The 25,787-nt window shown below is 32.5% G+C and carries 18 protein-coding genes and 6 tRNA genes; 5 read left to right on the top strand and 19 right to left on the bottom strand.

The window, feature by feature from the left end:
• Positions 1-25 precede the first annotated feature (25 nt).
• The 11 genes from KM029_RS01580 to KM029_RS01530 all read right to left on the bottom strand — a co-directional run bounded on the left by KM029_RS01580 (position 26) and on the right by KM029_RS01530 (position 13,415).
• The gene (locus KM029_RS01580) at positions 26-2,080 is read right to left on the bottom strand and encodes an NADH-quinone oxidoreductase subunit 5 family protein (RefSeq protein WP_158631124.1); all 2,055 of its coding nucleotides are present in this window, start codon (positions 2,078-2,080) and stop codon (positions 26-28) included.
• Positions 2,081-2,115: 35 nt separating this feature from the next.
• Positions 2,116-2,424, bottom strand: coding sequence for an NADH-quinone oxidoreductase subunit NuoK (gene nuoK / locus KM029_RS01575; RefSeq protein WP_144075038.1), 309 nt, complete (start codon positions 2,422-2,424; stop codon positions 2,116-2,118).
• A gap of 49 nt (positions 2,425-2,473) precedes the next feature.
• Positions 2,474-2,950 carry a hypothetical protein gene (locus tag KM029_RS01570; RefSeq protein ID WP_144075037.1) on the bottom strand — a complete coding sequence of 159 codons (477 nt, stop codon included), beginning with the start codon at positions 2,948-2,950 and terminating at the stop codon, positions 2,474-2,476.
• Positions 2,951-3,044: 94 nt separating this feature from the next.
• Positions 3,045-3,752, bottom strand: coding sequence for a response regulator transcription factor (locus KM029_RS01565; RefSeq protein ID WP_144075036.1), 708 nt, complete (start codon positions 3,750-3,752; stop codon positions 3,045-3,047).
• Between the two features lie 155 nt (positions 3,753-3,907).
• Positions 3,908-4,990, bottom strand: coding sequence for a nucleoid-associated protein (locus tag KM029_RS01560; RefSeq protein ID WP_144075035.1), 1,083 nt, complete (start codon positions 4,988-4,990; stop codon positions 3,908-3,910).
• A 236-nt stretch (positions 4,991-5,226) separates the two neighbouring features.
• Complete coding sequence (locus KM029_RS01555; RefSeq protein ID WP_144075034.1) at positions 5,227-6,702, bottom strand: cytochrome P450; 1,476 nt, start codon at positions 6,700-6,702, stop codon at positions 5,227-5,229.
• Positions 6,703-6,740: 38 nt separating this feature from the next.
• Positions 6,741-8,189 carry a cytochrome P450 gene (locus tag KM029_RS01550; protein WP_144075033.1) on the bottom strand — a complete coding sequence of 483 codons (1,449 nt, stop codon included), beginning with the start codon at positions 8,187-8,189 and terminating at the stop codon, positions 6,741-6,743.
• A gap of 127 nt (positions 8,190-8,316) precedes the next feature.
• A complete protein-coding gene (gene hutI / locus KM029_RS01545) occupies positions 8,317-9,540 on the bottom strand; it encodes an imidazolonepropionase (RefSeq protein ID WP_144075032.1) in 1,224 nt (407 codons plus the stop codon).
• A gap of 55 nt (positions 9,541-9,595) precedes the next feature.
• On the bottom strand, positions 9,596-11,293 hold the full coding sequence (gene hutU / locus KM029_RS01540; protein ID WP_144075031.1) for a urocanate hydratase: 1,698 nt from the start codon (positions 11,291-11,293) through the stop codon (positions 9,596-9,598).
• A gap of 53 nt (positions 11,294-11,346) precedes the next feature.
• Positions 11,347-12,915, bottom strand: a complete 1,569-nt coding sequence (gene hutH, locus KM029_RS01535) for a histidine ammonia-lyase (protein WP_144075030.1) — start codon at positions 12,913-12,915, stop codon at positions 11,347-11,349.
• A gap of 32 nt (positions 12,916-12,947) precedes the next feature.
• Positions 12,948-13,415, bottom strand: a complete 468-nt coding sequence (locus KM029_RS01530; RefSeq protein WP_144075029.1) for a MarR family winged helix-turn-helix transcriptional regulator — start codon at positions 13,413-13,415, stop codon at positions 12,948-12,950.
• Positions 13,416-13,581: 166 nt separating this feature from the next.
• On the opposite strand from KM029_RS01530, the gene apaG reads away from it, so the two are divergent.
• The 3 genes from apaG (at position 13,582) to KM029_RS01515 (ending at position 16,317) form a co-directional block, all read left to right on the top strand.
• Positions 13,582-13,971, top strand: a complete 390-nt coding sequence (gene apaG / locus KM029_RS01525; RefSeq protein WP_144075028.1) for a Co2+/Mg2+ efflux protein ApaG — start codon at positions 13,582-13,584, stop codon at positions 13,969-13,971.
• Positions 13,972-14,062: 91 nt separating this feature from the next.
• Positions 14,063-15,634: a sensor histidine kinase gene (locus KM029_RS01520; RefSeq protein WP_144075027.1), complete on the top strand. Its 1,572-nt coding sequence runs from the start codon at positions 14,063-14,065 to the stop codon at positions 15,632-15,634.
• A gap of 20 nt (positions 15,635-15,654) precedes the next feature.
• A complete protein-coding gene (locus tag KM029_RS01515) occupies positions 15,655-16,317 on the top strand; it encodes a response regulator transcription factor (RefSeq protein ID WP_144075026.1) in 663 nt (220 codons plus the stop codon).
• A gap of 260 nt (positions 16,318-16,577) precedes the next feature.
• Here KM029_RS01515 and KM029_RS01510 read toward each other — a convergent pair whose 3' ends face one another.
• A complete protein-coding gene (locus KM029_RS01510; protein WP_144075025.1) occupies positions 16,578-17,858 on the bottom strand; it encodes an MFS transporter in 1,281 nt (426 codons plus the stop codon).
• Between the two features lie 323 nt (positions 17,859-18,181).
• Between KM029_RS01510 and KM029_RS01505 the strand changes: the two genes are divergently transcribed.
• Positions 18,182-22,312: a DUF445 family protein gene (locus tag KM029_RS01505; protein WP_144075024.1), complete on the top strand. Its 4,131-nt coding sequence runs from the start codon at positions 18,182-18,184 to the stop codon at positions 22,310-22,312.
• Between the two features lie 27 nt (positions 22,313-22,339).
• A complete protein-coding gene (locus tag KM029_RS01500) occupies positions 22,340-23,122 on the top strand; it encodes a DUF3575 domain-containing protein (RefSeq protein ID WP_144075023.1) in 783 nt (260 codons plus the stop codon).
• 123 nt (positions 23,123-23,245) lie between these two features.
• On the opposite strand, the gene KM029_RS01495 is transcribed toward KM029_RS01500, so the two are convergent.
• From KM029_RS01495 to KM029_RS01465, 7 genes are all read right to left on the bottom strand, one after another.
• Positions 23,246-23,319, bottom strand: a tRNA-Arg gene (locus KM029_RS01495).
• Between the two features lie 21 nt (positions 23,320-23,340).
• Positions 23,341-23,415: transfer RNA gene (locus KM029_RS01490), tRNA-Pro, on the bottom strand.
• A 32-nt stretch (positions 23,416-23,447) separates the two neighbouring features.
• Positions 23,448-23,521, bottom strand: a tRNA-Arg gene (locus tag KM029_RS01485).
• Between the two features lie 23 nt (positions 23,522-23,544).
• Positions 23,545-23,619: transfer RNA gene (locus KM029_RS01480), tRNA-Pro, on the bottom strand.
• A 37-nt stretch (positions 23,620-23,656) separates the two neighbouring features.
• Positions 23,657-23,730 (bottom strand) — tRNA-Arg (locus KM029_RS01475).
• A 22-nt stretch (positions 23,731-23,752) separates the two neighbouring features.
• Positions 23,753-23,827: transfer RNA gene (locus KM029_RS01470), tRNA-Pro, on the bottom strand.
• 202 nt (positions 23,828-24,029) lie between these two features.
• A complete protein-coding gene (locus KM029_RS01465) occupies positions 24,030-25,358 on the bottom strand; it encodes a type IX secretion system plug protein (protein ID WP_144075022.1) in 1,329 nt (442 codons plus the stop codon).
• Positions 25,359-25,787 lie beyond the last annotated feature (429 nt).

Below are 25,787 nucleotides of genomic sequence, written 5' to 3'. Positions count from 1 at the left end.
TAAAAACTTTTGTTAGTTTATTTCTTTAAAACCATAAAATTGTGAACAATGAAAGAAGCAAAAATAATGACCATGCAATCATGCTTTGTGTCCTTTCTCCTTGAGGTTTTCGGAATAGATCTCCTAATAGCCACAAAAACTTTGTAAAATAAAGTACTACTCCATCCACAATATATTTATCAAACCATGCTAAAACGTGTCCGAAAACAACATTAAATACAGCAAATAATTTCACTAGAAAGTCTATAACTTTATCATCAAACCCTCTCACAAATTCTGAAGTTCCAATTGCAAGTTTTACAAAGCCTTCGTCTGCATGAGGAATACGGTCTAAACTTCTTGCTACAAATAGTACTGATAATACACTATTTTTATACAAGTTTTGAATATAAAAAAAGTTATAGGATACCTTAAAGAGAACACCTTGTTTAAAAGATGTCTTTAGGTTTAATAATCTCCCTTTAAAATAAATCAAATAAGCCAAACCACCACCTAAACAAATCATACTAATAGATAATATTATTGTAAAAACATGTACCGAATGATGATCAATAGTTGGAATTGAAAGGGAATTTTGAATCCAACTCCCAGATGTATTAAAAGGTGATAGAACATAGAAGAACCATACAGATAATGTACTTAATAAAAGAATTGGTAAATACATTCTATTACCTACTTCATGAGGAAGTACTAAACATTTCTGACATACTTTATGCTGAGCAATACCTAAATCGCCAAAAAAGACCTTATACAATACTCTAATTGAATAAAATGCCGTTAAAGCTGCTGCACCAAAACCAAGAAGAGCAAGAAATTGCCAATAAATACCATCATTAGTTGCTTTTAATAGAACTGAAGATAATAAAGCATCTTTTGATAAGAAACCAGATGTAAAAGGTAAGCCTATCAATGCAGCTAAAGCAATGGAAAAGCCAATAAACGTTTTTGGCATATAATTTCTTAAACTACCCATCCAACGAATATCCTGAGGATCAAATCCTTTACAAATATCACAAGAAACTTGATGCATGCTGTGTATTAAAGCTCCTGCTCCTAAAAATAGTCCTGCTTTAAAAAACGCATGTGTAGTTAAATGAAATATTGCTGACTCTGGATCTCCAACGCCAATTGCAAGCATCATATAACCCAATTGAGATATTGTAGAATAGGCTAATATTCTTTTTATATCATACTGAGAAAGAGCAGAAAACGCACCAACAAATGCAGTTACTCCACCTACTCCAGCGATAAACACTAATACTTCATCAGGTAAAAAGAAGAAACATCTTACCAATAAGTAAATCCCTGCCGCAACCATAGTAGCTGCGTGAATTAAAGCTGATACAGGTGTTGGTCCTTGCATTGCATCGGGTAACCAAACGGAAAATGGAATCTGCGCAGATTTACCCATTGCAGCTAAAGTAACTCCTATTGCTGCTATTAAGATTGTTGTATTTGATAACATTGATATATCAAATTGTTCAACAATTGCATGCAAACTAAGTGTACTAAATTGAGCATATAAACAAAGTAAAGCTACCATAAAACCAGCATCTCCAACTCTATTTACAATAAATGCTTTTTTTGCGGCTTTAACAGCTGCCTCTTTTTCTCTCCAAAAACCAATGAGCATGTAAGAACAGAAACCTACTAACTCCCAAAAAAGGTAGATTAAGACTAAGTTATCTGACAACAATACACCATACATTGAAAATGTAAAGACATTAAGGAGTGTAAAATACCTTTTATATTGAGGATCTCCCTGCATATAAGCAGAAGAGTATATATGTACTAAAAATGAAACAATGCTTACCATACTAAGTAGTAAAGCACTTAACTTATCTATAGATAAAATTGCATAGAAATAGTTATCTCCTAAGAAAAACCATTCTTTTGAGATAAATACATTTTGCCCTGACCACACAAGTGCAAAAGTTACGATACTACAAATTGCACTAATACCAATCATTAAAGTAGCAATTTTATCTGCTGCTTGATTAGATTTTCGTAATGTTAGTATTAACGCCCCTAGTAACGGGGAACAAACTGCAATTGAAATTATGATGTGTAAAAAGTTCAAATAGTTTATTTGTTGACTAGTTCTTGTTTACTTTTTTAATCTTCTTTTAGCGTATTGATCTTATGTAAATCAATTGATCTAAAATATTGAAATAGCTTAATAATTAATGCTAAAGCTACACAAACCTCTGCTGCCGCAATTACTATTACAAATACAGCAAACACATTACCTTCACCGAGACTTGCATCTCTTTGTGCAAAAGCTACTAGATTAATATTTGCTGCATTTAGCATCAATTCTACTCCCATTAGAGCTACAATTGCACTTCGTTTGGTAAGAGCAACAGCAAGACCTATACTAAATAGAAATGCTGACCCTAACATATAATATGAGAAAGGTATCATAATATTGACTTATTTCAGACAGCAAATATGCTGTTAATATTAAGAGAATTCAAATAAAAGCAGGGATTCGTGCTAATATTTCTTCTTTAGGAAGGTCTTTAATTATAATTTTCTCAATTTTCATCCCTTCTTTTAATTGTTCTAGCTTTTTTTGATGGTCTATTGCCACTACTCCAATAGGTGCACAAATACCATCGTAAGATTTCCCTGTTTCGTTGTTCATTATAAACATCAACCTATCTGAAACTTGATATGTATTTGATCCTATAAAAGACAACACACCCATTCTGTGCATATTTTTACCAAAATCAATTCTAGTTAAAGGCCTATCTGAAAAATGCACATAGTCTACTTCAGGAGCAAATTTCATATAATTACCTTCTACAACATATTTTATTGACCAATTGTTATAAATATTTGAAGAAACAAGACCTTCAAATCGTGTAACAGCTATCTCAGATCCCTCAGGAAATAAGAAGACATCTATGACATAGTCATTATTAATTGTAAACTCTGCTATCTTCATTTGTTAGATTTTCCATAAAGCTACTAAGAAAATAAAGACATAAAAAAACCTGACAGTATTAATACCATCAGGTTATTTTAGTTAAAACTAATTACTAGTCTTGTACTAAGAATTTAAATCCTATACCATGAACATTTAATATTTCGATAGTAGGATCATCTTTAAGGTACTTTCTTAGACGAGACATAAACACGTCTAAACTACGTCCTTTATAGTAATCATCATCTCCCCAAACTTCTTGTAAGATGTACTCACGTTTGATTAATGAATTACGGTGGCGGTGTAAGAATCTTAACAATTCAGCTTCACGCGTAGTTAATTTTCTTGTGTCATCACCAATGTTTAGTTTCTGATAAGGGAAGTCTAATAAGTAATTTCCGATATGAATCTCATGTGGATCATCTTCGTTACCTACTTCAACTTTAGGCTCACTTTTTTGTCTCTTTAAAATTACCTCAATACGAAGTAATAATTCTTCAACATTTACTGGTTTAGTAACATAATCGTCAGCTCCAATTCTAAATGCTTTGATTTTGTCTTTCGGCAAATTGTTCGAAGACATGAATAAAATCGGAATGTATGGATCTTTTGCTCTAATTTCTTCAGCTAATGTATAACCATCCTTGTGAGGCATCATGACATCCATTATGATCAAATCATAGTCGGCCTTGTCATATTCTTTCATACCTTCTACCCCGTCTTCTGCATGATTAACTGCATAGCCTCTGATATCAAGATATTTTTTAACAAGTGATGCTATAATTCTGTCATCCTCTACAAGAAGAATTTTAACTGCGTCCATAGTATTTATATTTTAATTAAGTTTTCGTTAATGATCTTTTTCGTTGACTTTTATTCTCTAACGCAATAATATTATCCAGGTTTTATAAAACAAGTTTAAACAAATGTTAATTGCGTAAAAAATGTTATAATACAATTTTTTCTTGATGATATTCATCACTCTTCTTCATTGAAGTAGATCATGTAATAATGCTGATTTCGCTCTGTATCGTATCCTTTTTCGATGTTTTGCTCATTTCCCGAAATGGTGATATTTATCTTCTTATCTAATTTGATAATACTTTTAAATTCTTTTTTCGATTTACGAACAGCCTCTTTAGATACTTTAAATTCTTCGAATAATGGTATTTCTTTTTTCTCTTGAAAGTCAACCTTGTATTCTTGGAATGCTTCTATTGCTTCGGCTTCTTCAATTACATTATTTTCAAAATCTACTACATTGAAATCTTCTTTATCATTAAAGAATTTCATCGAGCGATTTAATAAATCTATTTGTGCTGGTTTTTCAACTGCATGTTCTTCGTTAAATACTTCTTCAACAAAACCTTTGCATAAATCAAGGTAATTTTTTGTATGATAGAAGTTGTCTTCTCTTGGTCTTAACTGCAAGTAAGATTCTTTCCAATATAAAGCTTCAACAGATTTTGTAGGGCTGTCTTTTAACATCACCTTAAAACCCTTTTCCTCTTCAGTTTGGAATATCAAACAACCTTTATCTAGTTTTTTGACACTTACTCCTTCGTTCTGTTCCAGTTCAAAGCTCCCTACATCAGTTTTTTCTCCAACTTTTAGGAACATCTCTTTGTGTTCAGCTTTAAAAAGGCCTACAGCGTCTACAAGATCTCCATCTACAACACAGTCTTTTAACATAGCAACAAAGAATTCACCACCTTTAATTCTTGGGTGAGTTGAAGCTTGGTATAAAAGTTTTGACATTTCTCTTGATTGAGTCATGAACTGTTCGAATGGGTTTGAGAAGATTGCTTCTGCTGCTTCAAACATTTCATTATCCCTTAAAGATTCTTTGTCTTCAGGTGTATTGAAGTGATACATCGGCCCCGGTTTGAAAGATCTTAAGAAATAATCCATTACAGATTTGTATAATGGACTAAAGTTTTCAAGTTCTATCTCAAAATCAGCCAACTCTATAGGTTCCTCTTGTGTCTTATTTCCTACTTTATGAATGACTAACTGAGTCAACTTGGCGTTAGACAAGTCGAAGGATTTTATTTTACTCATGCTATTTTTTAAGGGAAGACTCTACTGTTTTTCTACGCTAGAAAAACAAACGTCTGCAATATTAACACTTTGAAACTACAATGTTTGCATGAGAAATCAAAAAAAAACACACACAGATATTAACATTTTATTATGTTAATGACTAAAGTCCTGATCTATCCTCTATTAACAAAAAAGAGTCTCCTTTTTCTACTATAAAAAAAGGAGACTCTTTTGATTTATTATCTATTTTTTATTTAGATAGAAGCGTTTTGTTCCATCAAATTTGTTGATGAAACGGAATTTCTCTTCTTTAAATTAACGGAAAGGTTTTCTGGACTCATTGTAAAAGCAAACTTCTCTTTTATCTCTTCTTTAGAAACAGACAAAGTCAACTCAAACTTTTTTAACAATGTTACAGCAAACAAAATCATCTCAGTTTCTGAAAGGAACTTACCAGGACAAAATCTAGGACCTCCTCCAAATGGCATTGCTACTTCTGCTTTGTGCTTACCAGTAAATGGGCAACCTCCAGATGTATCTTTTGCAGATAACCATCTTTCTGGAATAAACTCTGAAGCATTCTCAAAATTATCTTCAGACAATGCTCCAACTCTTAATTGTGTAAGTACAAAAGTATCTTTAGGAATGAGTAAATCTCCTACTACCACATCTTCATTTGCTTGAAAATATAAACTTGGTGAAACGGGCTTCAACCTTAGTACTTCTTTTAAAACAGCAGATAGGAATTTAAATTCTCCTACTTCTTCAAATGAAGTTATTTGTTCTTTATTTCCTAAAACATGCTCAATCTCTTGATATACTTTACTTTGCAACTTACTATCAGAAGCAATAAAATACGTAAGCCATGAAAGTGAATTCGCTGTCGTATCTTCCCCTGCCAATAACATAGTGTAGATATTACCAAATATTTCATCCCAAGAAAATGGATCTTCTTTATCTTGAGAAGCAATCAATGCCTCAATAAAGTTAGAAGGGTTTTCTTTTAAAGATGGATCCTCTTTTAAATTATTCTCAGCTTTTGCTATAAACTCTCCAATTGTTACTTTTAAAGCAGCCATAGATCCATCCAAATCCTTATCAGAAGATGACTTCAAATATCTCCAAATTGGTAATGGGCTATTAATACGTTGATTTACTTTTGGAAATATTTTAGCAATATGATCTTGAATCTCGTTTTCGTGGTTTTCTACAGTATTCATATCGTAACCAAAAGCGAGGTTTGTAGTTACATCTACTGTTGCACGTGTAAAATCACTAGATATATTATATTCCTTAACTTCTTCATTTAAATTGCTGTCCCAGTAATTCTCTAATCGTTCTGCTACTTGTACAATTTTTGGGAAAAATGATTTTACATTCTTATTACTTAACGCTTGCTGGGTAACTTTTCTGTGTTTTACCCATTTCTCATTTTCTGCAGTAAATACCCCATAAAAACCTATTTCCTCAATAATCTCCCCCATTTTAGAAAGTCTTCTAAACTTTGAGGGACGGTTTTTGAGAATGTATGCATTGTTCTGTGGGTTAGAAGAAATCAATATTTTCTTCCCCAAAAAGTTCACAAAAAAGAATTCACCATATTCTTTAGCCCATTGTTCATAATATTGATGAATCTGTTCTCTCTCAATTTGAAATAAATTGCCGAATACAGGAATTCCTTTAGGACCTTTTATATCTGCAATAGTTCTCGAATAATCTTGGTTTGCCATAGTAGTAAAAAAATAGTTAATAGAAATCGAATACTTGATTATTTATATGTTATCTCTCTTGGAGTTATTTCTACAAAAAGGTTTTTAGGAGACATCGTAAATGCATACTTCTCAATAACCTCTTCCTCTGGTACAGACAATTTAATATCAAAACTTTTCATCATCGTGATAACAAAAACTAGGATCTCTGTCTCTGCTAATAATTTACCTGGACAAGTTCTTGTACCTCCTCCAAAAGCTTTTAATGCTTTTTCGTTATGTCTACCTGTAAAAGGGCAACCCGCTTCTTTTTGCATCCATCTTTCGGGTAAAAAGTCTTGAGAATTTTCAAAATGATCTTCTGACCTTGCCGATTTACTTAACTGAGTAATAATTAAGCTGTTTTTAGGGAATAAAACATCTCCTATTACCACATCTTCATTTGCTTCCATGAACAAATTGGGACTAGCAGGTTTCATTCTCATAGCTTCTTTAATCACTGCAGATGTATATTTAAACAACTTTAGCTGATCAAATGATACAAGTTCACCATTTTCTCCTAACAAATCAGTTATTTCTTTTTGAACTTTCAGTTGAACATCTTTTTTTGAAGCTAAGAAGTAACTCACCCATGAAAGAGTATTTGATGTAGAATCTTCTCCTGCCAAAAGCATTGTATATAAATTACCGAAAATCTCCTCCCAAGTATATGGATTTTCTTTATCCTGAGAAGCCAACATTGCTTCTAAAAAGTTAGACGGGTTTTCTAAAAGTTCAGGCTTATCTTCAATTTTTTGATTCGTATTAGAAATAAAGTCACCAAAGAAAGACTTGATATGTGCTAAAGCCTGATCAAATTCTTTATCAGAGGTTGTTTTAATATATTTCCAAAAAGGTAAAGGTGTATTAATACGCTCATTTATTTTAGGGAAAATCTTTGCAATCTGCTCTTGAGTCGGATCTGTTTTATTATTGATCGTATTCATATCATAACCAAAAGCAAGTAGTGTAGTAATATCTACCGTTATTCTCATAAAATCATTCATTATTTCATGATTCTTATTCTGAGAGGTATCTATCAATGTATTCCAGTATTCTTCTAACCTATTGGCTACAAGAACAATATTCGGGAAAAATGATTTTACATTCTTACTATCAAGTGCTTTCTGTGTGACTTGCCTTTGTTTTTTCCAAACATCTCCTTCAGCAGAAAAAACACCATCAATACCTACATTTTCTATCACTTCGGCCATTTTAGAAAATCTTCTAAACTTAGTTGGTCGATGTTTTAATATGAAATCGTTATTTGTTGGGCTTGTAGATACAACTACTTTTCTCCCTAAAAAATTAAGTGAATACAATTCCCCAAATTCTTCGGCCCAATCTTCATATTGATTATGAATCTTTGATTTATCTAACTGAAATAAATTACCTACTAAGGGTAACCCTTTCGGTCCTTTTAAATCGTCTATCGTTTGTTTATAATGAACATCCTTTGTTAGTTCCATGAAGAGGGATATGAGATTAAGATAATTTCTGATTAAAAGCGTAAATTATCACAAATCAAAAGAAATAAAAAGAGCTAGACCTATATTTAAATTGATCTAGCTCTTTATTTAATTCTATTTATAAATCTTACTCTCCTTTCTTCCAAACTTTTGATGGAGGTAACATACCTTGATTATATAAAATCTCTCTATAATCAGCACAAGGATACATCTGCATATCTGCCAACATTCCTTTTTGTAATCTACCTCTATCCGTTAAACCTAAAGCTTTAGCAGACCTAAAAGTCATTCCAGCAAATACCTCTGCAGTAGACATTTTTTCCATGGCTCCTAACAATGCACCTTGCGTTAACATATCTCCCATAGGCGCAGATCCAGGATTCCAATCCGATGCAATTGCCAAACAAGCTCCTGCATCAAGTAACTTTCTACAAGGAGGATATTGCATTCCTAAACCCAGAGAAGCACCAGGTAAAACAGTTGCTACAGTATCAGATGCCGCAAGTAGTTTTACCTCTTCATCACCACTAGCTTCTAAATGTTCTGCTGATAATGCTCCGACTTTCACTGCTACTTTACTTCCACCTGTAGAAAATTGATCTGCATGAACTGTAATCTCGAAACCTAATTCTTTTGCTTTTTTTAGATAATACAAAGATTCCTCTACATTAAAAGCCGTTTCTTCTGTAAAAATATCTACACGATTACTAAGTCCTTCTTCTTTGATTTTAGGTAACAAATTTTCTAAAGCTCTATCAAGGTATTCTATTGATGTACCCTCAAAATCTTTAGGTTTCATATGTGCAGCCAAACAAGTAGACACTAAATCTGCTTTTGTAAGTGCATCAGCATTTTTAATTGCACGAAGCATTTTCAATTCATTCTCAATATCTAAAGCATAACCACTTTTTACTTCAATTGTAGTAACTCCTCTAGAAAAATGACGATCTGCTCTTTGTTGTGTTACACCAATTAAATCCTCTTCAGATGCCTCTCTAGTTTTACGCATAGAATCTTGTATTCCTCCTCCTGCTTTTGCAATTTCTAGATAAGGTTTCCCTGCCACTCTCATAGCATAATCACGAGCTCTATTACCTCCCCAACAAATATGCGTATGACAATCCACAAAGCCCGGTAATAGAACAGCGTCACCTTCAATTCCTTCTATTTCTGAATATTGATGAATAAGTAGTGAAGCAAAATCTCCTATTTCTACAATTTTACCATTTTCATCAACAACAACTCCTGCATTTTCTATTATCTCTAACGCCTCATCCTCTATTGCACCTTTCATTGGCAAATTTGCTAGAGAGACAACTTGAGTAAATGGACCAATTAATTTATGCTTCATAATCGCTATAAAAAAAGGACGTAACACTAATGCCACGTCCTTATTAATGTTTTATTTATTTGATGATTAGATCGTGATCTTCTCCAACTTTAGTAGCAATATCATATCCAGCATCATGATGACGGAAAATGCCCATTGCTGGATCGTTATGCAATACTCTTTTGATACAATTTTCAGCTCTTTCTGTACCATCAGCCAAAACTACCATACCTGCATGCTGAGAGAAACCAATACCAACTCCTCCTCCATGATGGAAAGAAATCCATGTTGCTCCACCAGTAGCATTTGACATTAAGTTTAATAATGGCCAATCAGAAACTGCATCAGAACCGTCTAACATAGATTCCGTTTCTCTGTTTGGAGAAGCAACAGAACCACAGTCTAGGTGATCTCTACCAATTACAATTGGTGCTTTTAACTTTCCTTCTTTTACAAGGTTATTAAAAATTACACCTGCTTTTTCTCTTTCACCCATTCCTAACCAACAAATTCTTGAAGGCAACCCTTGGAAAGCTACTTTTTCATCTGCTTCTTCTAACCACTTAATTAAATGATCATTTTCTGGGAAAGCTTCTTTTAAAGCTTCATCTGTCACTTTAATATCCTGAGGATCTCCAGATAATGCAGCCCATCTAAAAGGACCTTTACCTTCACAGAATAATGGGCGAATATATGCAGGTGTAAAGCCTGGGAAATTATACGCATTTTCACAACCACCTTGTTTAGCAAACTCTCTAATGTTGTTGCCATAATCAAAAGTAATTGCACCTTTCTCTTCTAAATCTAGCATAAACTGTACGTGTCTAGCCATAGATTTTAAAGATTTCTCTTTATATAAAACAGGGTCTGCCGCTCTTAACTCTGCCGCCTCTTCTAATGTCATTCCATTTGGAACATAACCATAGACTGGATCATGAGCAGACGTCTGATCTGTTAATACATCAGGAGTAATTCCATCTTTAATCATACGCTCTAAAACGTCTCCTGCATCACCTACAAGACCTACAGATAAAGCTTCTCCTTTCTCTTTTGCTTCCATAACCCACTCGATTGCTTCTTCATACGAGTACGTCATTTTATCAATATATTTTGTATCAATACGCTTTTGGATACGCGCTGGGTCAACATCAATTCCTAACATAGCTGCACCACACATAGTAGCAGCTAAAGGTTGAGCTCCACCCATACCGCCCATGCCAGCAGTAACTAATAACTTTCCTTTTAAATCTCCATCAAAATGCTGACGAGCACACGATGCAAACGTCTCATAAGTACCTTGTAGAATACCTTGCGTACCTATATAAATCCAAGAGCCTGCAGTCATCTGACCATACATCATTAGGCCTCTCTCTTTTAATTCTTGAAAGTGCTCCCAAGTAGCCCAGGCAGGAACCAAATTTGAATTAGCAATCATCACTCTTGGAGCCTCTGGATGTGTTCTCACCACACCTACTGGCTTACCAGATTGTACTAATAAAGAATGGTTTTCATCTAATTCTAATAAAATCTTAATGATCTTTTCTAATGATTCTCTATCTCTTGCTGCTTGCCCTGTTCCTCCATAAACAACTAAATTTGATGGGTCTTCAGCTACTTCATCACAAAGATTATTTAAGAACATTCTAAGTGGTGCTTCCGTTTGCCAAGATTTAGCATTTAACTCATTACCTGTTGGAGGAATATAATGAGGGTGCTTTGCATATTTTTCTAAAAATGCTTCAAATTTTTGTTGAGCAGATGTATTTGCTTCCATGATAGTATATATATATGTGGTATGTTTTTATTTATTTAATTGATGAGTACTGATTAGTACTCGAATTCAGCTTTGAATTCACCATTTAAATCTAATTGCTCTTTTTGAGCAACTTCATTAGCAATTTTCACTAAAGCACCACTTGATACAATATCATGCATTGCTTTAATATCATAAGCTAAAACTCTATCCTCATCAGCATGAGAAACACGCTCTCTAACATAAGCATGAGTTGCTTCTATAATTGGAGACGATTTTAATGGTCTTCTAAAATCTAAAGCTTGTGCAGCATACAGTAATTCAACTGCCTGAATCTGCTCTAAATTCTTAATAATTTGTAGCGTTTTACGCCCTGAAATTGATCCCATAGAAACATGATCTTCTTGTCCTAATGAGGTCGGGACTGAATCTGCAGAAGCAGGGAAACAGAGTGTTTTATTTTCAGTAACTAACGCTGCAGATGTGTATTGAGGAATCATGAATCCAGAATTTAAACCTACATCTGCCATTAATAATTTAGGCAAACCAAATCTACCTTCAATCATCATGTAGTTTCTTCTATCTGCAATATTTCCAAGCTCAGAGGCAGCAACACCGGCATAATCTAACGGGATAGCCAAAGGTTGACCATGGAAATTACCACCAGAAATTGCATTATCAGCATCTAAAATAATTGGATTATCAGTAACAGAATTTAATTCTATTTCTACCATTTCTTTAAGATGTAACCACGCATTTCTAGAAGCACCATGTACCTGTGGCATACAGCGTAAAGAATAAGGATCTTGCACTCTATCACAATCCACATGAGACGCCAATATTTCTGAACCAGCCAACATATTTCTTAGACGTGATGCTACTAATTGAGAACCTTTATAAGGTCTTATTGCATGTAATTCTGGCTCAAACGGTCTTGATGATCCCATTAAACCTTCTAATGACATTGCACCAATGACATCAGCGGTATCTAATGCGTTTGCTAATTTCTCTACTACTTTTACAGCATGAGCTAAGATGAATTGAGTACCATTAATTAGTGCCAACCCTTCTTTTGGTCCTAATTGTAATGGCTTCATCCCTAACCTACTTAATACATCAGAAGCAATTGCTTTAGAACCATCCTCTGTATAAACCTCGCCTAAACCAATTAATGGTAAAAACAAGTGTGAAAGAGGTGCTAAATCTCCTGATGCTCCGACTGAACCCTGTTTGGGCACTGTGGGCACAATATCCTTATCAACATGCCAAACAATTCGTTCTAATGTTGTAAGAGATATGCCAGAGAAGCCTTGAGCAAGTGCATGTACCTTAGTAATCAACATAATTTTTGATACTTCTTTTGGTATCACTTCTCCAACACCAACACTATGGCTCTGAAGAATTTTATGTTGTAAGGTTGAGGTATCTTTTTCAGAAATTTTTGTTGTACATAATGGACCAAAACCAGTATTAATACCATAGACAACATCACCTTTGTCTACAATTTCTTGAACATAAGCTTGACTCTTGACAACCTTTTCTTTGGCAGTTGTATTTAAAATTGCTTTTACTTTGCCTCTTGCTATATCTAATGCAATATTTACGGTTAGATGGTCAATACCGTAATTAAAAATTTTGTTCATGCTAGTATTTATGATTAGTATGTGGTATGTGTTTATATCTTTTCCAAAACACGTTCTGATAGTGTTTTTTCTTGTAATGATTTTTCTAATGATGTGAGTTCATTCAACAAATCTGTTTCCTCTGTTATTTCTAACATTGACTGTTGAATGGCCTCCCAAATTGGCTTTGAATTTTCAACGAGTTTCTCCCCTTCTTCAGTCAAAAGCATCAACTTTTTCCTACCGTCTGATTCATCTCTCTGAACTTCCAATAAACCCTTCCTAATTAATGCAGTAGTCAACTGACTAACAGCAGAATGACTTACTGTAATTGTATCTGATATCTCTCTTAAAGACATTCGTTTATTTTTATCGAGCAAATAGAAAATTGGAAACCAAGATGGATCAAAATCTATTTGTTGCGTTGCATAAACTTTAGATACTTCTGCTAAGAATTTTTCTCCTAGTCTTTTTAACCTACTTCCTAAAACTAATGTACCTGCTGATTGATAAAAATCCATGTTTATAATGTTTAGCTCAAAAGTATATAAGTACTTACATAAATACAAATTATTAATGCTTTTTATATAAGCGCTTACATAGTTTTATTCATTATTCTTTTTTTTAGCCCTTAAAAAGTAGTATCAGTATAAAAAAAATCATATATTGTAAACAAACGTTAACCTTATGGAGATTGCAATAACAGACGGGATCAAAGTAACTGTCAATACTTTTTTCTTACCAGAATACTCAGTACCAGCTGAGCGACATTACGTATTTAGCTATCAAATACGCATTGAAAATCTAAGTGCTTACACGGTTCAACTACTTACTCGTAATTGGGATATTATTGATATTACAGGTAATAACAGAACTGTTAAAAATGGAAATGGAGTAATTGGAAAAAATCCAGTTATTTTACCAGGAGATCATTTTGAATACACTTCAGGTTGTCATTTTGTTTCACCAATAGGGAAAATGAGTGGCTCGTACAAAATGCAAAGAGTAAATGATAAAAAGGTTTTTGAAGTGGAAATTCCTGAATTTACTCTTATGCCTAGTTTTAGCAAAAACTAGTTGGAACATACATACCAATTTTATTCGACTATCAAATTAATTAACTTTAGAGTAGACCTAAATACTTAGAATACTTATTGTACTACTTTATATGACTCCAAAATCTAAAAAAAGGATAAAGGATCAACCAGCGGTAAAAAATTATAACGAAATCATCTTTAATAACATTCTATTCGTTGCAGAAACGGACGCTATTGGTAAGATCACTTATTGTAATAAAATGTTTGCTCCAGAAGCATTGCATAGTTCAATACATAACTTTTATGACTGTACAATATTAGAGCACATTACCCCTAAAGCTCTACTTGGAGATTGTCAGAAATGGATTGGACAATTGATTCATAAAAAAACCCATATTGAACACGCTATTCATTTAAGTAAAATAGATGATAGGTATATATGGATATCTATGCCCACATTTCAAAATGATTCATCTGATAAAATAGAAAAAATCATTACACTTAAAGATGAACTCTCTAAACTAAAGATAAAAGAAAAGAAACTTCAAGCTCTCTTGCAGGAGATTTCTATCAATGAGTTATTCGATCAAAAAATAATTTCAAAACAAAAAGACCCTTCTTTACTTTCAGAACTCCCTCTCAATAATGCATATAACACCTCAAATGCTCAAGCCATTTTAGCAAATGAAGAAAGACATCGTTTAGCTTTTGAAGCTTCTAAAGAAGGTATTTGGGATTGGAATCATGTATCTAGAAAAGTTCATTATTCTAGACAATTCTTTAAAATGCTAGGGTACGAAACCAAAGAAAATGAAGGTGATATAACAACACTTATTAATTTAATTTGGGAAGAAGATAGACCTACAGCAATACTTACACTTCAAAGAGATATCCATATTAAAGATGGCTTTAATATGATTTTCAGAATGATATCCGCAGACACTACCCCCATTTGGGTATTATTAAAAGCAGCAGTTCAAAAAGATATAAATGGAAAAGTAACAAGAGTAATTGGTAAACATTCTGATATTACGTTTTTCAAAAACCAATCCGATAACATACAAAAAGCAGTATTAAAAACGGAGGATAAAGAAAGAGAACGTTTTGCAAAAGAAATTCATGATGGCATGGGACAAACATTAACAGCATCTCTCTATCAGCTTGACGAGGCCATCAAATTAATTAAAAAACTAGATACTGGAGAGAAAGATATTTTGATTGGTATTAGAGAACAACTTAGAGATGCAATCAAAGAAAGTCGAAATATCGCTCATAACATCATGCCTACAGCAATTGAGAAGACAGGTTATTGCGGTTCTATTGAAAAAATAGCAAATTATTACAAGGATATATCAGATAAAGAATTACACTTTTTTCATAAAATTGATCAAAACAGCCTATCCCTCTCTAAGCAACTTATACTTTTAAGAGTTTCCCAAGAATCAATTCACAATGCTTTTAAACATGGTAAAGCTAAGAATGTTTCAATATCGATAAACCAAAATCTTGATCTAATTACATTAATGATAGAAGATGACGGTATTGGTTTTGACGTCGAAAAAGTGAAAGCTAAACAAGAAAAAGGGATTGGCTTACATAGTATGCAAGAAAGAATAGAATCTATTGACGGCAGCTTATTTATAGAATCATCTGCTAAGTTTGGAACCTGCATAATAATAGAACTACCTGTGTTTAAAAATTAAGATTTATACTTTATAACCTTATGAAAACTAAAATTTTACTCGTTGATGACCATAGCGTAATTAGACATGGTATTCGGTCATATTTTAAAGGATTGGATGACTTTGAAGTAATTGCTGAAGCCGACTGTGGAGAACGTGCATTTAATGCTTTAAACGCTATGGATGTTGATCTTATTTTTATGGACATAAGCATGAAAGGTATGGACGGAATAAGTGCAACAAGTAAAATCAAAGAGCTATTTCCTAACATAAAAATTATTGCATTAAGCATGATGATGGATAGTGAATATATTAAAAACATGATTGATGCAGGTGCTGATGGCTATTTATTTAAAGACTGTACTGAAGAAGAAATTCAAAAAGCTGCAAGAGCTGTTGTAGCTGGTGATAGTTATTACTGTTCATCTGCTACAAAAAATATTATTAAAGGATATAAAGATGATCAAGAAAAAATGGCTTCATCTATAGACCCCAATTTTACATTAACAGCAAGAGAAAAAGAAGTCTTACGATTAATCATAGATCAACAATCAAATAAAGAGATCTCAGAAAAATTATTCATTTCACTTAGAACTGTAGATGCGCACAAAAGAAACTTACTTGATAAAACAGGACAAAGAAATGTTGCTGGACTAGTGATGTATGCTATTAAAAACAAGGTTTTTAAAGACTTAAAACTATAAAATAGGTATTTTACCTATACTGTTTAGGTATTTCCACAATAGATCTTTTAGTCAACAAATGTAAATTTGTATCATAGGAAATAAGAAAATTACTTTCCTGTTAAACCTAAGAAAAAGTATAATAGATAGCACAATAGTTCATCAGTTACAGAATGAGAAAAAAGTCCAAGCTAATAGAGTGGACTTTTTTTTGCACGAAAAAAAACCTTTTAGTAAAAAAGTATTACTAAAAGGCTTTCTTATATATTATAACTAATTTCTTAGTCTAAATCATGCTTATATCCGCTTACTGCATAGAATAATAAGAATGCTTCACATAATGCAACAATAATCCAAGTCATGTCCCATCCACCGATAGCATCAGCAGTAACACCTTGAACCCATGGTAAAATTGCACCACCAGCAACACCAATCATTAATGCACCAGATCCTTTAGAAGTGTAAGGTCCTAATTTATCAATTGCTAAAGAGAAGATTGCTCCCCACATAATTGAATGCATTAAACCAACACCAACTAATAACCATAATTGTTGTGTTACCATTGCAGCAACCACTAGAAGTAATGCTACTCCAGAAGTTACTAATAATTGAGTATGTCCTGGAATTTTAGATAAGAATGATCCACATAAACGACCAACTAACATAGAACCCCAATATAAAGTAGCCATTAAAGCATAAGTATCTTTGTCGATACCAATTTGTTTAGCGTGCATTACAATATTAGAACCTACTGCAACTTCTGCACCTACGTAAACAAAAATAGCAACAACACCTAAAGCTAAATGCTTAAAGCTCCAAATTGATTTAGTTAAAGTTGCTGGGTCTACTTCTTCGCCAGAATCACTTGCCATTGGGTTAGGAAGCTCAATGTTCTTTAAAACACCTGCAACAACTGCAACAACAATCATTAAGATAGATAAAGGCAGTAAAATTTGAGCTACTTCTGGAGCTGCACCACCAAAGATGATACCTGCTACGAAGAAAGGTGCCACTGTAGTACCAATAGAGTTAATTGTTCCTGCAATACTTAAACGAGTAACAGAACTTGTACCTGGTACTTCACATACAGCAATAAATGGATTAATTACAGTTTGTAATACAGCCATAGAACAACCTAAAACATAAGAACCTAATAAGAAGATAAAGAAAGCCTGTGGTACTTCTCCTCCCATTAAAGTTACAGATGGTAAATCTGCAAATTGTGCAGACAATGCTTCTATACCTAAAGCAGCAATTAGCATTATCAAACCTCTAATTAATGTTGATTTGTGACCAGAGTTATCAACCCAATTAGATGCAATGTTACCCATTGATGGATAACCCATAAAGAATGCAAACGTAATGAACGTAGCAAGAGTGTTTTTTAAATCACCTGATTTACTTAAGAATGCTTCTTGTAAAGGTGCTTGGAATTGTTGGTTCACTACTGTAAGGAACCCAACAACGAACATCAAACCTACCATTATTAAGAATGGTCCAGTGTGATTTTTTTGTTTTGTTTGTGTGTCTTTCACAACCGATTTTTCTATAGTTTCATTCATTTTTGATAACATCAAGATGTTAATTTGTACAGCGGTAAAATATTAAGTAGACATCAAAAAAAATTGAGAGGACGAAAAAAAACTTCAATTCTAACAAGTCACTTCTAATAAAAACCGGTTGCAATATAACTAAAACCTCATGATAGTAGGAATGACACTTATCAGTTTTGTATAATTGTTTCAGATAAGATTCATATTTTAACAAATAAAAACAATCTTTCGTTTTTAGACAATTAACCCCAATTTTTACTAATGATTATTTAATATTTCAATTTCTAATCAAAAAATGTTTGTATTCAAAGGACTTTATTGCAACTTTAAATATGATCAGTGAATTAATTCTTAAAATATTTTCAGGTGCTGTAGTTGGCTACACTACTAATGATTTGGCATTGAGGATGCTATTCGAAAAAGTACTTGGTATTCCGAGTATCGTAGAACAAACCAAAGAAAGTTTTATACAAAATATAAGTAAGCTAGTTGAGTCTGAAATTATCCGTCATGATAATATTAGTGTTGAAGTACAAAAAGACAACTTTAAAGATGCTCTTTTAGTAATGCTTACTGATTTTGTTGAAATACATCTTAGAGCTGAATTTAAGAAAGATGAAATAATAGCTGATATACCTAATATTGATAAATCTATAGATCGCTTAATTGCTATTATTGATGAGAATTTTAAAGATTCGCTAAGAAAAGGACTCAATGGGTTACTCCAAAATACCGTTGTATCCGATTTCACTTCAAAACAACAAGTTGCACATATAAGCGATAGTATTCTTGAACTTGTACTAACTACTTTATCAAAAGATCATCTTGTTGAATCCTTAACAAATGACATTTGGCATGAGTTAAAGAGAGAGCAAACGCAATCGATTATTGCTCCTATACTCTTTGATAGTATCAGTAATTATTCTGAAGATTTTTTTGATGAACTTCACACTTCCCTAAAAGATGGAAAACTACCTCTAAATCAATTTATTGATAAATTACTTTTTCATTTTGAAAGCGATCAGTTAATAGACAATTTAAGTGAGAGTATTTCTCAAAAAAGCATTTCTGATTTTATTGGTGCTGGTGATCATCAGAATATAGCAAAAGAAGTACACCGTATCTTAATTTCAGAATTTAAAGACCCTTCTGATAATGCTCCAATTAAACGACTGATAAGAATCTTTATTGAAGTTATAGGGAACGAGAAAACAACTATTTTCGAACTCCTCCCTCCTGCTATTGGTCAAAATTTTGAAAAATTCTTACGCAAAAACATTCCTATCATTTTAGATGGAGTTGTTGAATGGATTCAAGAAAATAGAGAAGAGATAAATCAAATTGTCAATCAATCTTTTGAGGAGCAATCTTCATTTATGGGCAAATGGGTAATGAACTTATTTGTAGACAGTGTGAGTGAAAGATTTAAAGTTGTTGATGAAATCATCAATATTGCCAATAATCAAAAGAACGAAGAAAACTCAATAGAAATAGCTCAAAAAGGAGCTAATTTTATGGTTGAGTATTTAAAAACCAATAGTATTGGCTCACTTATCAATAGGTTTGATCAAAAAGGATTAATAAACACTATTCATGGTTTAATTATCTCATTAGTTGATGAAAAATTAGTTGGCCAAGGCGCTGACTCAATGTCTTTATTTCTAGACAAGAAAATAGGCAATATTTGGTCTAAGAACAGAAGAAAGAATGATCTCAATAAACTCGTTAATTTTCTAATTGATGAACAATTAATTTCTGAGTTTTTATACAAACGAAAATCTACTGAAAAAGGTAAAAAGATTGTAAAAGATCGTTTGAATAAAATAAAAGAACAGCCTCTTTATTCATTATTCACTGATCAAACTATACATAATTTTGCTAAAAAAACGCAAGTTTACACAGAAAAAACTTTACGTGAAGAAAAAGTAGGTATTTCTGTAGGTATTGAGAAAGTAGTTTGGGAAGAAATATCAAATAAACGATTTTCTAAATTTATTGGACCTAATTCGATTGAGAAATGGTCTCCGAAAATCAAGAAATTCTCTATTTCATTTTTAAGAGATGCGTTTAATAAAGGGAAAAAACGTCCAATTCACGATCTAGTTGCTATTGCAGAAAAAAGTACTTCTCTTCCAAGAAAAATGACGGAAGGTATTATCGGTTACATCAATCGAAATATCAACCGATTAATGAAAGGACAAGTAAGTAGAATTGTTGCTGATAATTTACATAATAAACATAAAGAATTACCAAGTATGGTTAAAGGCTTTATGGGTAGCAACATGAAACCTATTACTTATTTTGGAGCTATTTTAGGGGCTATTGCTGGTGGGCTTACAGCTTATATTCCTCTAGGTGATAATGTCTATACAATGGTTGGTGCTATAGCTGGAGTTTATGGAGTTACTGGATTAGCAACAAATTGGATTGCTATTAAAATGATCTTCAGACCCTATAAAGCCGTTAAGATTTTTGGAATGAAAATGCCTTTTACTCCAAGTGTAATCTCTAAAAACCAATCTAAGTTTGCTGACAACATGGGCGATTTTGTTGGAAAACAATTACTAAATGAAGAATCAATTGGTAGTGACTTAACTAGTAAATTAACATCATTAAGAACAAATATATATACTACGTTTGTTGAAAGTGATTACAAAACATTAGACGTTTTATTAGAAACAGAGAAGAAAGGGATTAGCAAAAAAATTAGTAAAGTAGCATCACATCAATTATTTTCAAATAGATATGCTTACGCTGAAATAATTTCGAAAAAGATAGAAAAAGAGTTATTCTCTGAAAATAAATTTTCTGATTTATCCCTTCAAACTACTTTTATAGATTTTGCACATAAAGATATTGTCTATAATGCTCTTTCTTCTTTCCTATCAAGACAAGTAATTAAAATACTTGATAACGATTTAATGTTGAACGACGCCATTCCTGATAAATTTATTGATCAGATGTTTGGTGCTGTAAAACAAATTCTTTCAAAACAAATAGACAATACTAACCAATGGGTACAAGATGATGTACTTTTTATACATTTAAAAAACATTTTTAGAGATAAATTCATTGAATACAGAACCAAGTCTTTAAATGAAATTCCGATTTTTGAAAAAAATAAAACAAGAATAAAAGAGAGTATTTGGAACGGTTTAATAGAAGCTTTAAACGAAGATAGTTTCCAAGAACGATTGCTCGAATTTTTCGAAAGTCAGATTGAACAACTTTCAAATAAAGAATTACCAATAAGAGACTTATTTGGAGGTAAACCTTATGAGGCTCTTCAAGAAAATAGTATTCAAATCGTTGATCAGTTAATTAACCATGTCATCAAACATTTAAGAGATAATGACGAAAAGTTTGCACAAGAAGTGTATGATGCTACGATTGAAAAACGAAAAATGGCAATGATCTATGAAGGAAACATTAAGAGAACAACTAAAGAATTAACCAATAACAAAATACCTGATTTATTAAGAAGAGGTCTTCCTGAAATCACTCAAAAAATTCAAAATAAACTATCTGTAATAGCAAAAGACACTAAGGTTAAAGACTTAGAAATTGAACTTAAAAAAGGCCCATTACAGGAAGGTATTAAGAACTTATTAAACAACAATAGGTTACTTACAAGTATTCAGTTTGTACTAAATAGAATTGTTGATGAAATTTTTGATACTAAAATTGAAAACATTCTGAGTGTTGGGTCGATTAGTAAAGGAGAGATTTACGAACACTTAAATACTAACTTAACTCCTGAAATTAAGATAGTTAGAAATCATATTCAAGAACAGCTATACGATAAAAACAAAAAAGACTTAATTGTAGATGACCTTAATTTAATGATTAAGGATATCTCTAAGAAATTAATCCTTTCTAAAAAAGTTAATGATATTTTTAAGAATACTGATGCAGATGAACTTAAGAATGGAATTGAAAACACATTCAAAATTTTATTAAAATCTAGGTCAACTCAAAATACAGTAAGTTCTCTAGCTTCAAATCTTGCTATAACCATTGAAAATCAAGGAATTACATCGATTATCCAGAAAGAACAATTTCTATTTGATTTAGAAAAAGGGATTGCAAAAACTTTAGAGAATAATAAAAATCAAGAAGTAATAAGAGAGATAACTAAAAACATGTCTATTCAGATGTTAAACAATTTCAACAAGTGTTTAACTAAAGAGACTAAAAATTACTTATTGGATAAAGTTCTAGATGGATTAATTAAATCTGCATCTCCACATATCGGTACATTAATTAGAAATATTGACTTTAAAGATATTGTTGTAACAGAAATTAATCAGATGGATCCTGCTAAAATTGAAGAGCTATTTTATGGTTTTGCAGGTATGTATTTCAAGAGGTTAATCATCTACGGATTCTTCCTAGGATTACCAATTGGTGCAATGTTAGATTTTGGCCTATTACAATTAGTAACTTTCCTTATAAAGAAGTAATTTCATAGTATAATTAATATCCAATCTATGAAATACTTATTTAGCTTATTAATAGGCTTGCTCTTATCACTATCAATTTATGCTCAAGAACCTAGCTCTGAACTTGAGATAGAATATGACTCATCAATTACAATGATGAGAAAAAACATTGTAAGGTTTAACATTACACCTTTTATCCTTTGGGGTAGTGGAAACTATGTTTTCGGTTATGAAAGAAGAATAAACGACCATTCTTCGGTTTCTTTGAATGCAGGTTACCTAACTTTCCCTAAGATTGTAAACTTGAATCTGGGACAATATGGAGTTGCAAATGACCATAATAATAATGGTTTCAGTATTGCAGCTGATTATAGACGTTATTTTAAAAAGAGAAATAGAGGGTTCGCTCCTGATGGCCTCTATTGGGGACCATACATTACCTATTATAGGTATAATTTATCGAGTAATGTCTCTTTAGCTGATTCTACAGGACAACAGATTACAGCTTCAAAAGCTAATTTCACGGGTTCTGCAAATATTATTAATGTAGGGATCGAACTTGGTTATCAATTTATTATTAAAAAACGCTTAGCAGTAGATTTAATAATGGTTGGACCTGGTTATGGTTTTTATGGAGGTAAACTTAAATTAGATAGTGATTTAACTATTGATGAAAATGACGAAATTCTAAATGAAATTAGAAATGGGCTTGTTAATAAGTTCCCCATACTTGATGGCTTATTAGAAGGAGAAGAAGTAAATACTAATGGTGATTACGGAACTTGGACTGGTGGTCTAAGGTTTGTAATACAGGTAGGGTACTCCTTTTAATAAAAAAATACTACGTATAAACAAGAGAGATTGGTTTAAGAAAGCCAGTCTCTTTTTTTATAAAAAATAGTAGACATAAAAAAAACCGATAACATTTCTGCTATCGGTTTATCGAATCACAAGTGATCCGACCAGGACTCGAACCTGGAACCTGCTGCTTAGAAGGCAGCTGCTCTATCCAGTTGAGCTATCGGACCATCCTTAAAGGTTCTTCTAAGTCGGGATGGCAGGATTCGAACCTGCGATCCCCTGGTCCCAAACCAGGTACATTAACCGGACTATGCTACATCCCGAAGAACTCCCAAAAAGGAAGGTTTCTATATTGTGATCCGACCAGGACTCGAACCTGGAACCTGCTGCTTAGAAGGCAGCTGCTCTATCCAGTTGAGCTATCGGACCATCCTTATAAAGGTTCTTTATCGTCGGGATGGCAGGATTCGAACCTGCGATCCCCTGGTCCCAAACCAGGTACATTAACCGGACTATGCTACATCCCGATAAGAACCTCCTATTAAGGAGGCGTAAACAAAAATGTGATCCGACCAGGACTCGAACCTGGAACCTGCTGCTTAGAAGGCAGCTGCTCTATCCAGTTGAGCTATCGGACCATCCTTTAAAAGTTCTTTAAAGTCGGGATGGCAGGATTCGAACCTGCGATCCCCTGGTCCCAAACCAGGTACATTAACCGGACTATGCTACATCCCGATATTGTCCTTTCAACAGGAGCATTTTTGTTTAACGCGGTGCAAAGGTGTAGGTATTTTGTTTAACACGCAAGTATCTTTGTGTTTTTTTTATCCTAACCAATGTAAACACATTATTTTTCAGCGAATTATAGTTAAAAATAATTTTATTTATTTTCAATTAGCTTTTTAAAATGCGTTTTTTGATGCTATTAATAATGTTTTTATCTATTAGTATTTATTTTTCTATAACCAACAACTCTGTCCCCTCTATCTCCTGGTCCTCTGTAATACACAAAGATTTCATACATATTTTTCGTCAAATTAAAGCTCCCTTCTAAAGCTACATCATCTCTCTCCATAGCAGATGTGTTTAAAACTGTATACATGTAATCATATCTGCCTTGTTTTACTAAAGCAGAACCAACGTAAGCCTTTTTCGAATTATCATACACCATTTTATATTCTTCATTTAGCTGCCATTGAGTGAAAGCTCCATAAATATAAACATCTCCAACCACCTGTGTTTCCATTGGTAAAGTAAAAAACACTTCCATATAATCACTTTCTATCCAATAATCAGGCTTACCAAAAACACCAATTACAAACCCTCCGTTATAATCTTTTTGCTGTTGGTTAAATGACTTTCCATTTCTAACTAAATCTTTATGTAACCGTACTCTATTAAAATTTTTCATTCTATCAGTACTTGAAACTTCAGCTCCTCCCCCGTTTAAACTACCTATTTCGAATACTCTAAATTCATTGCTCCCTAGAAAGGCATTTTCACCATCATAATAAGAATAATCTAAAATATGCTCATGTCCTTTTATAAATCTAGGTAGTAACCCAACAGTAGCATTATCCCATCTCCCATTTTGTAAAATATTTACAGAGAAATCTCGTTTAGCATTCACTACAGTTAAGTTTCCATAATTGACTGTAAAATCAATCTGTTGCATATACCTTCTATTACTACCTTTCATATCAACTATTTTGGGCATTACAGTTGCTGTACCTTCATAAACTATAAAACGTTTAGTAATTATTAAATCACCCTCATTTCCCTCTCTATATACTTTTAATAAATAATTTCCAGATAGTTTAACCCTTGGAAGGGTAAATTTAAAATGAACATACGGTACCCTTGTATTCATTGAAAAGTCAAAGGTGTTCAACTTAAAAGAGTTAAATTCTTTCATGAACTCAATTGATTGAATTTCTGAAGGTGTCCAGTCTCTATTACAATGTACTAATGTAGCTTCAAAATAATCAGCATCATCACCAAAAACATCAAACTCTAATGTTAATGGAAATTGCCTATCTAAACTAACAACAGGAGTATTTAATTGAGGTATTGTTCTCGATCCTCCATTTGCATATAATTGCACAGTTCTAACATTAGGATCGTATACATAATCTGAATAATGTAATTTTTTAGAACTATAATCTTTTTCTGTGATTACTTCCCACTTTGGAGGTTGTCCATGAGATAAATTTGTAATCAAAAGCAATAAATATATTAATTGGAATTTAAATAAAATATTTTTCATGTTAGATAGTTGAAATTTGAAAGTCCACCAATTTAAGCAATAAATAGTAGTGAACACACAGTAGCTAGCATCTTAATCCTCTTTTAAGAAATTAGAACGTTGATATGCTGTATTATTAATGAAACGAGAATTACCATGATTTTCAATAAACAAATAAAATCTTTACCGCTTTTATCTTTAAATACTGCAATTAGTAGAAGTATCAGATTCCTCTATTCTAAATGGATAATTAGATGTAAAAATGAAATACAAAGTGCACAAACAAGAAAATCATTAGTAATATTAGAAGTGAGTTTAAACTACAATTTGGCTATAGATATTAATATCAAACAATTAAATGAATGAATATTCATATTTAGAATCATTCAAAATAAGTGTGATAAAGACGCTATTTTTAATCAAAAACTAAATTTACTCACTAATATCAGC

Source organism: Flammeovirga kamogawensis (assembly GCF_018736065.1).
Classification (GTDB): Bacteria; Bacteroidota; Bacteroidia; order Cytophagales; family Flammeovirgaceae; genus Flammeovirga; species Flammeovirga kamogawensis.
The sequence above is the reverse complement of the archived record's forward strand: the minus strand, read 5'-3'. Positions and strand labels throughout refer to the sequence as shown.

What these genes read in the sequence shown, in the direction of transcription:
- KM029_RS01565 (WP_144075036.1), bottom strand. Translation starts at nt 3,752, where the DNA reads ATGGACGCAGTTAAAATTCTTCTTGTAGAGGATGACAGAATTATAGCA.
- KM029_RS01500 (WP_144075023.1), top strand. Translation starts at nt 22,340, where the DNA reads ATGAAATACTTATTTAGCTTATTAATAGGCTTGCTCTTATCACTATCA.
- KM029_RS01560 (WP_144075035.1), bottom strand. Translation starts at nt 4,990, where the DNA reads ATGAGTAAAATAAAATCCTTCGACTTGTCTAACGCCAAGTTGACTCAG.
- KM029_RS01550 (WP_144075033.1), bottom strand. Translation starts at nt 8,189, where the DNA reads ATGGAACTAACAAAGGATGTTCATTATAAACAAACGATAGACGATTTA.
- KM029_RS01520 (WP_144075027.1), top strand. Translation starts at nt 14,063, where the DNA reads ATGACTCCAAAATCTAAAAAAAGGATAAAGGATCAACCAGCGGTAAAA.
- hutI (WP_144075032.1), bottom strand. Translation starts at nt 9,540, where the DNA reads ATGAAGCATAAATTAATTGGTCCATTTACTCAAGTTGTCTCTCTAGCA.
- hutH (WP_144075030.1), bottom strand. Translation starts at nt 12,915, where the DNA reads ATGAACAAAATTTTTAATTACGGTATTGACCATCTAACCGTAAATATT.
- KM029_RS01555 (WP_144075034.1), bottom strand. Translation starts at nt 6,702, where the DNA reads ATGGCAAACCAAGATTATTCGAGAACTATTGCAGATATAAAAGGTCCT.
- KM029_RS01530 (WP_144075029.1), bottom strand. Translation starts at nt 13,415, where the DNA reads ATGGATTTTTATCAATCAGCAGGTACATTAGTTTTAGGAAGTAGGTTA.
- KM029_RS01570 (WP_144075037.1), bottom strand. Translation starts at nt 2,950, where the DNA reads ATGAAGATAGCAGAGTTTACAATTAATAATGACTATGTCATAGATGTC.
- hutU (WP_144075031.1), bottom strand. Translation starts at nt 11,293, where the DNA reads ATGGAAGCAAATACATCTGCTCAACAAAAATTTGAAGCATTTTTAGAA.
- apaG (WP_144075028.1), top strand. Translation starts at nt 13,582, where the DNA reads ATGGAGATTGCAATAACAGACGGGATCAAAGTAACTGTCAATACTTTT.
- nuoK (WP_144075038.1), bottom strand. Translation starts at nt 2,424, where the DNA reads ATGATACCTTTCTCATATTATATGTTAGGGTCAGCATTTCTATTTAGT.
- KM029_RS01510 (WP_144075025.1), bottom strand. Translation starts at nt 17,858, where the DNA reads ATGAATGAAACTATAGAAAAATCGGTTGTGAAAGACACACAAACAAAA.
- KM029_RS01465 (WP_144075022.1), bottom strand. Translation starts at nt 25,358, where the DNA reads ATGAAAAATATTTTATTTAAATTCCAATTAATATATTTATTGCTTTTG.
- KM029_RS01505 (WP_144075024.1), top strand. Translation starts at nt 18,182, where the DNA reads ATGATCAGTGAATTAATTCTTAAAATATTTTCAGGTGCTGTAGTTGGC.
- KM029_RS01515 (WP_144075026.1), top strand. Translation starts at nt 15,655, where the DNA reads ATGAAAACTAAAATTTTACTCGTTGATGACCATAGCGTAATTAGACAT.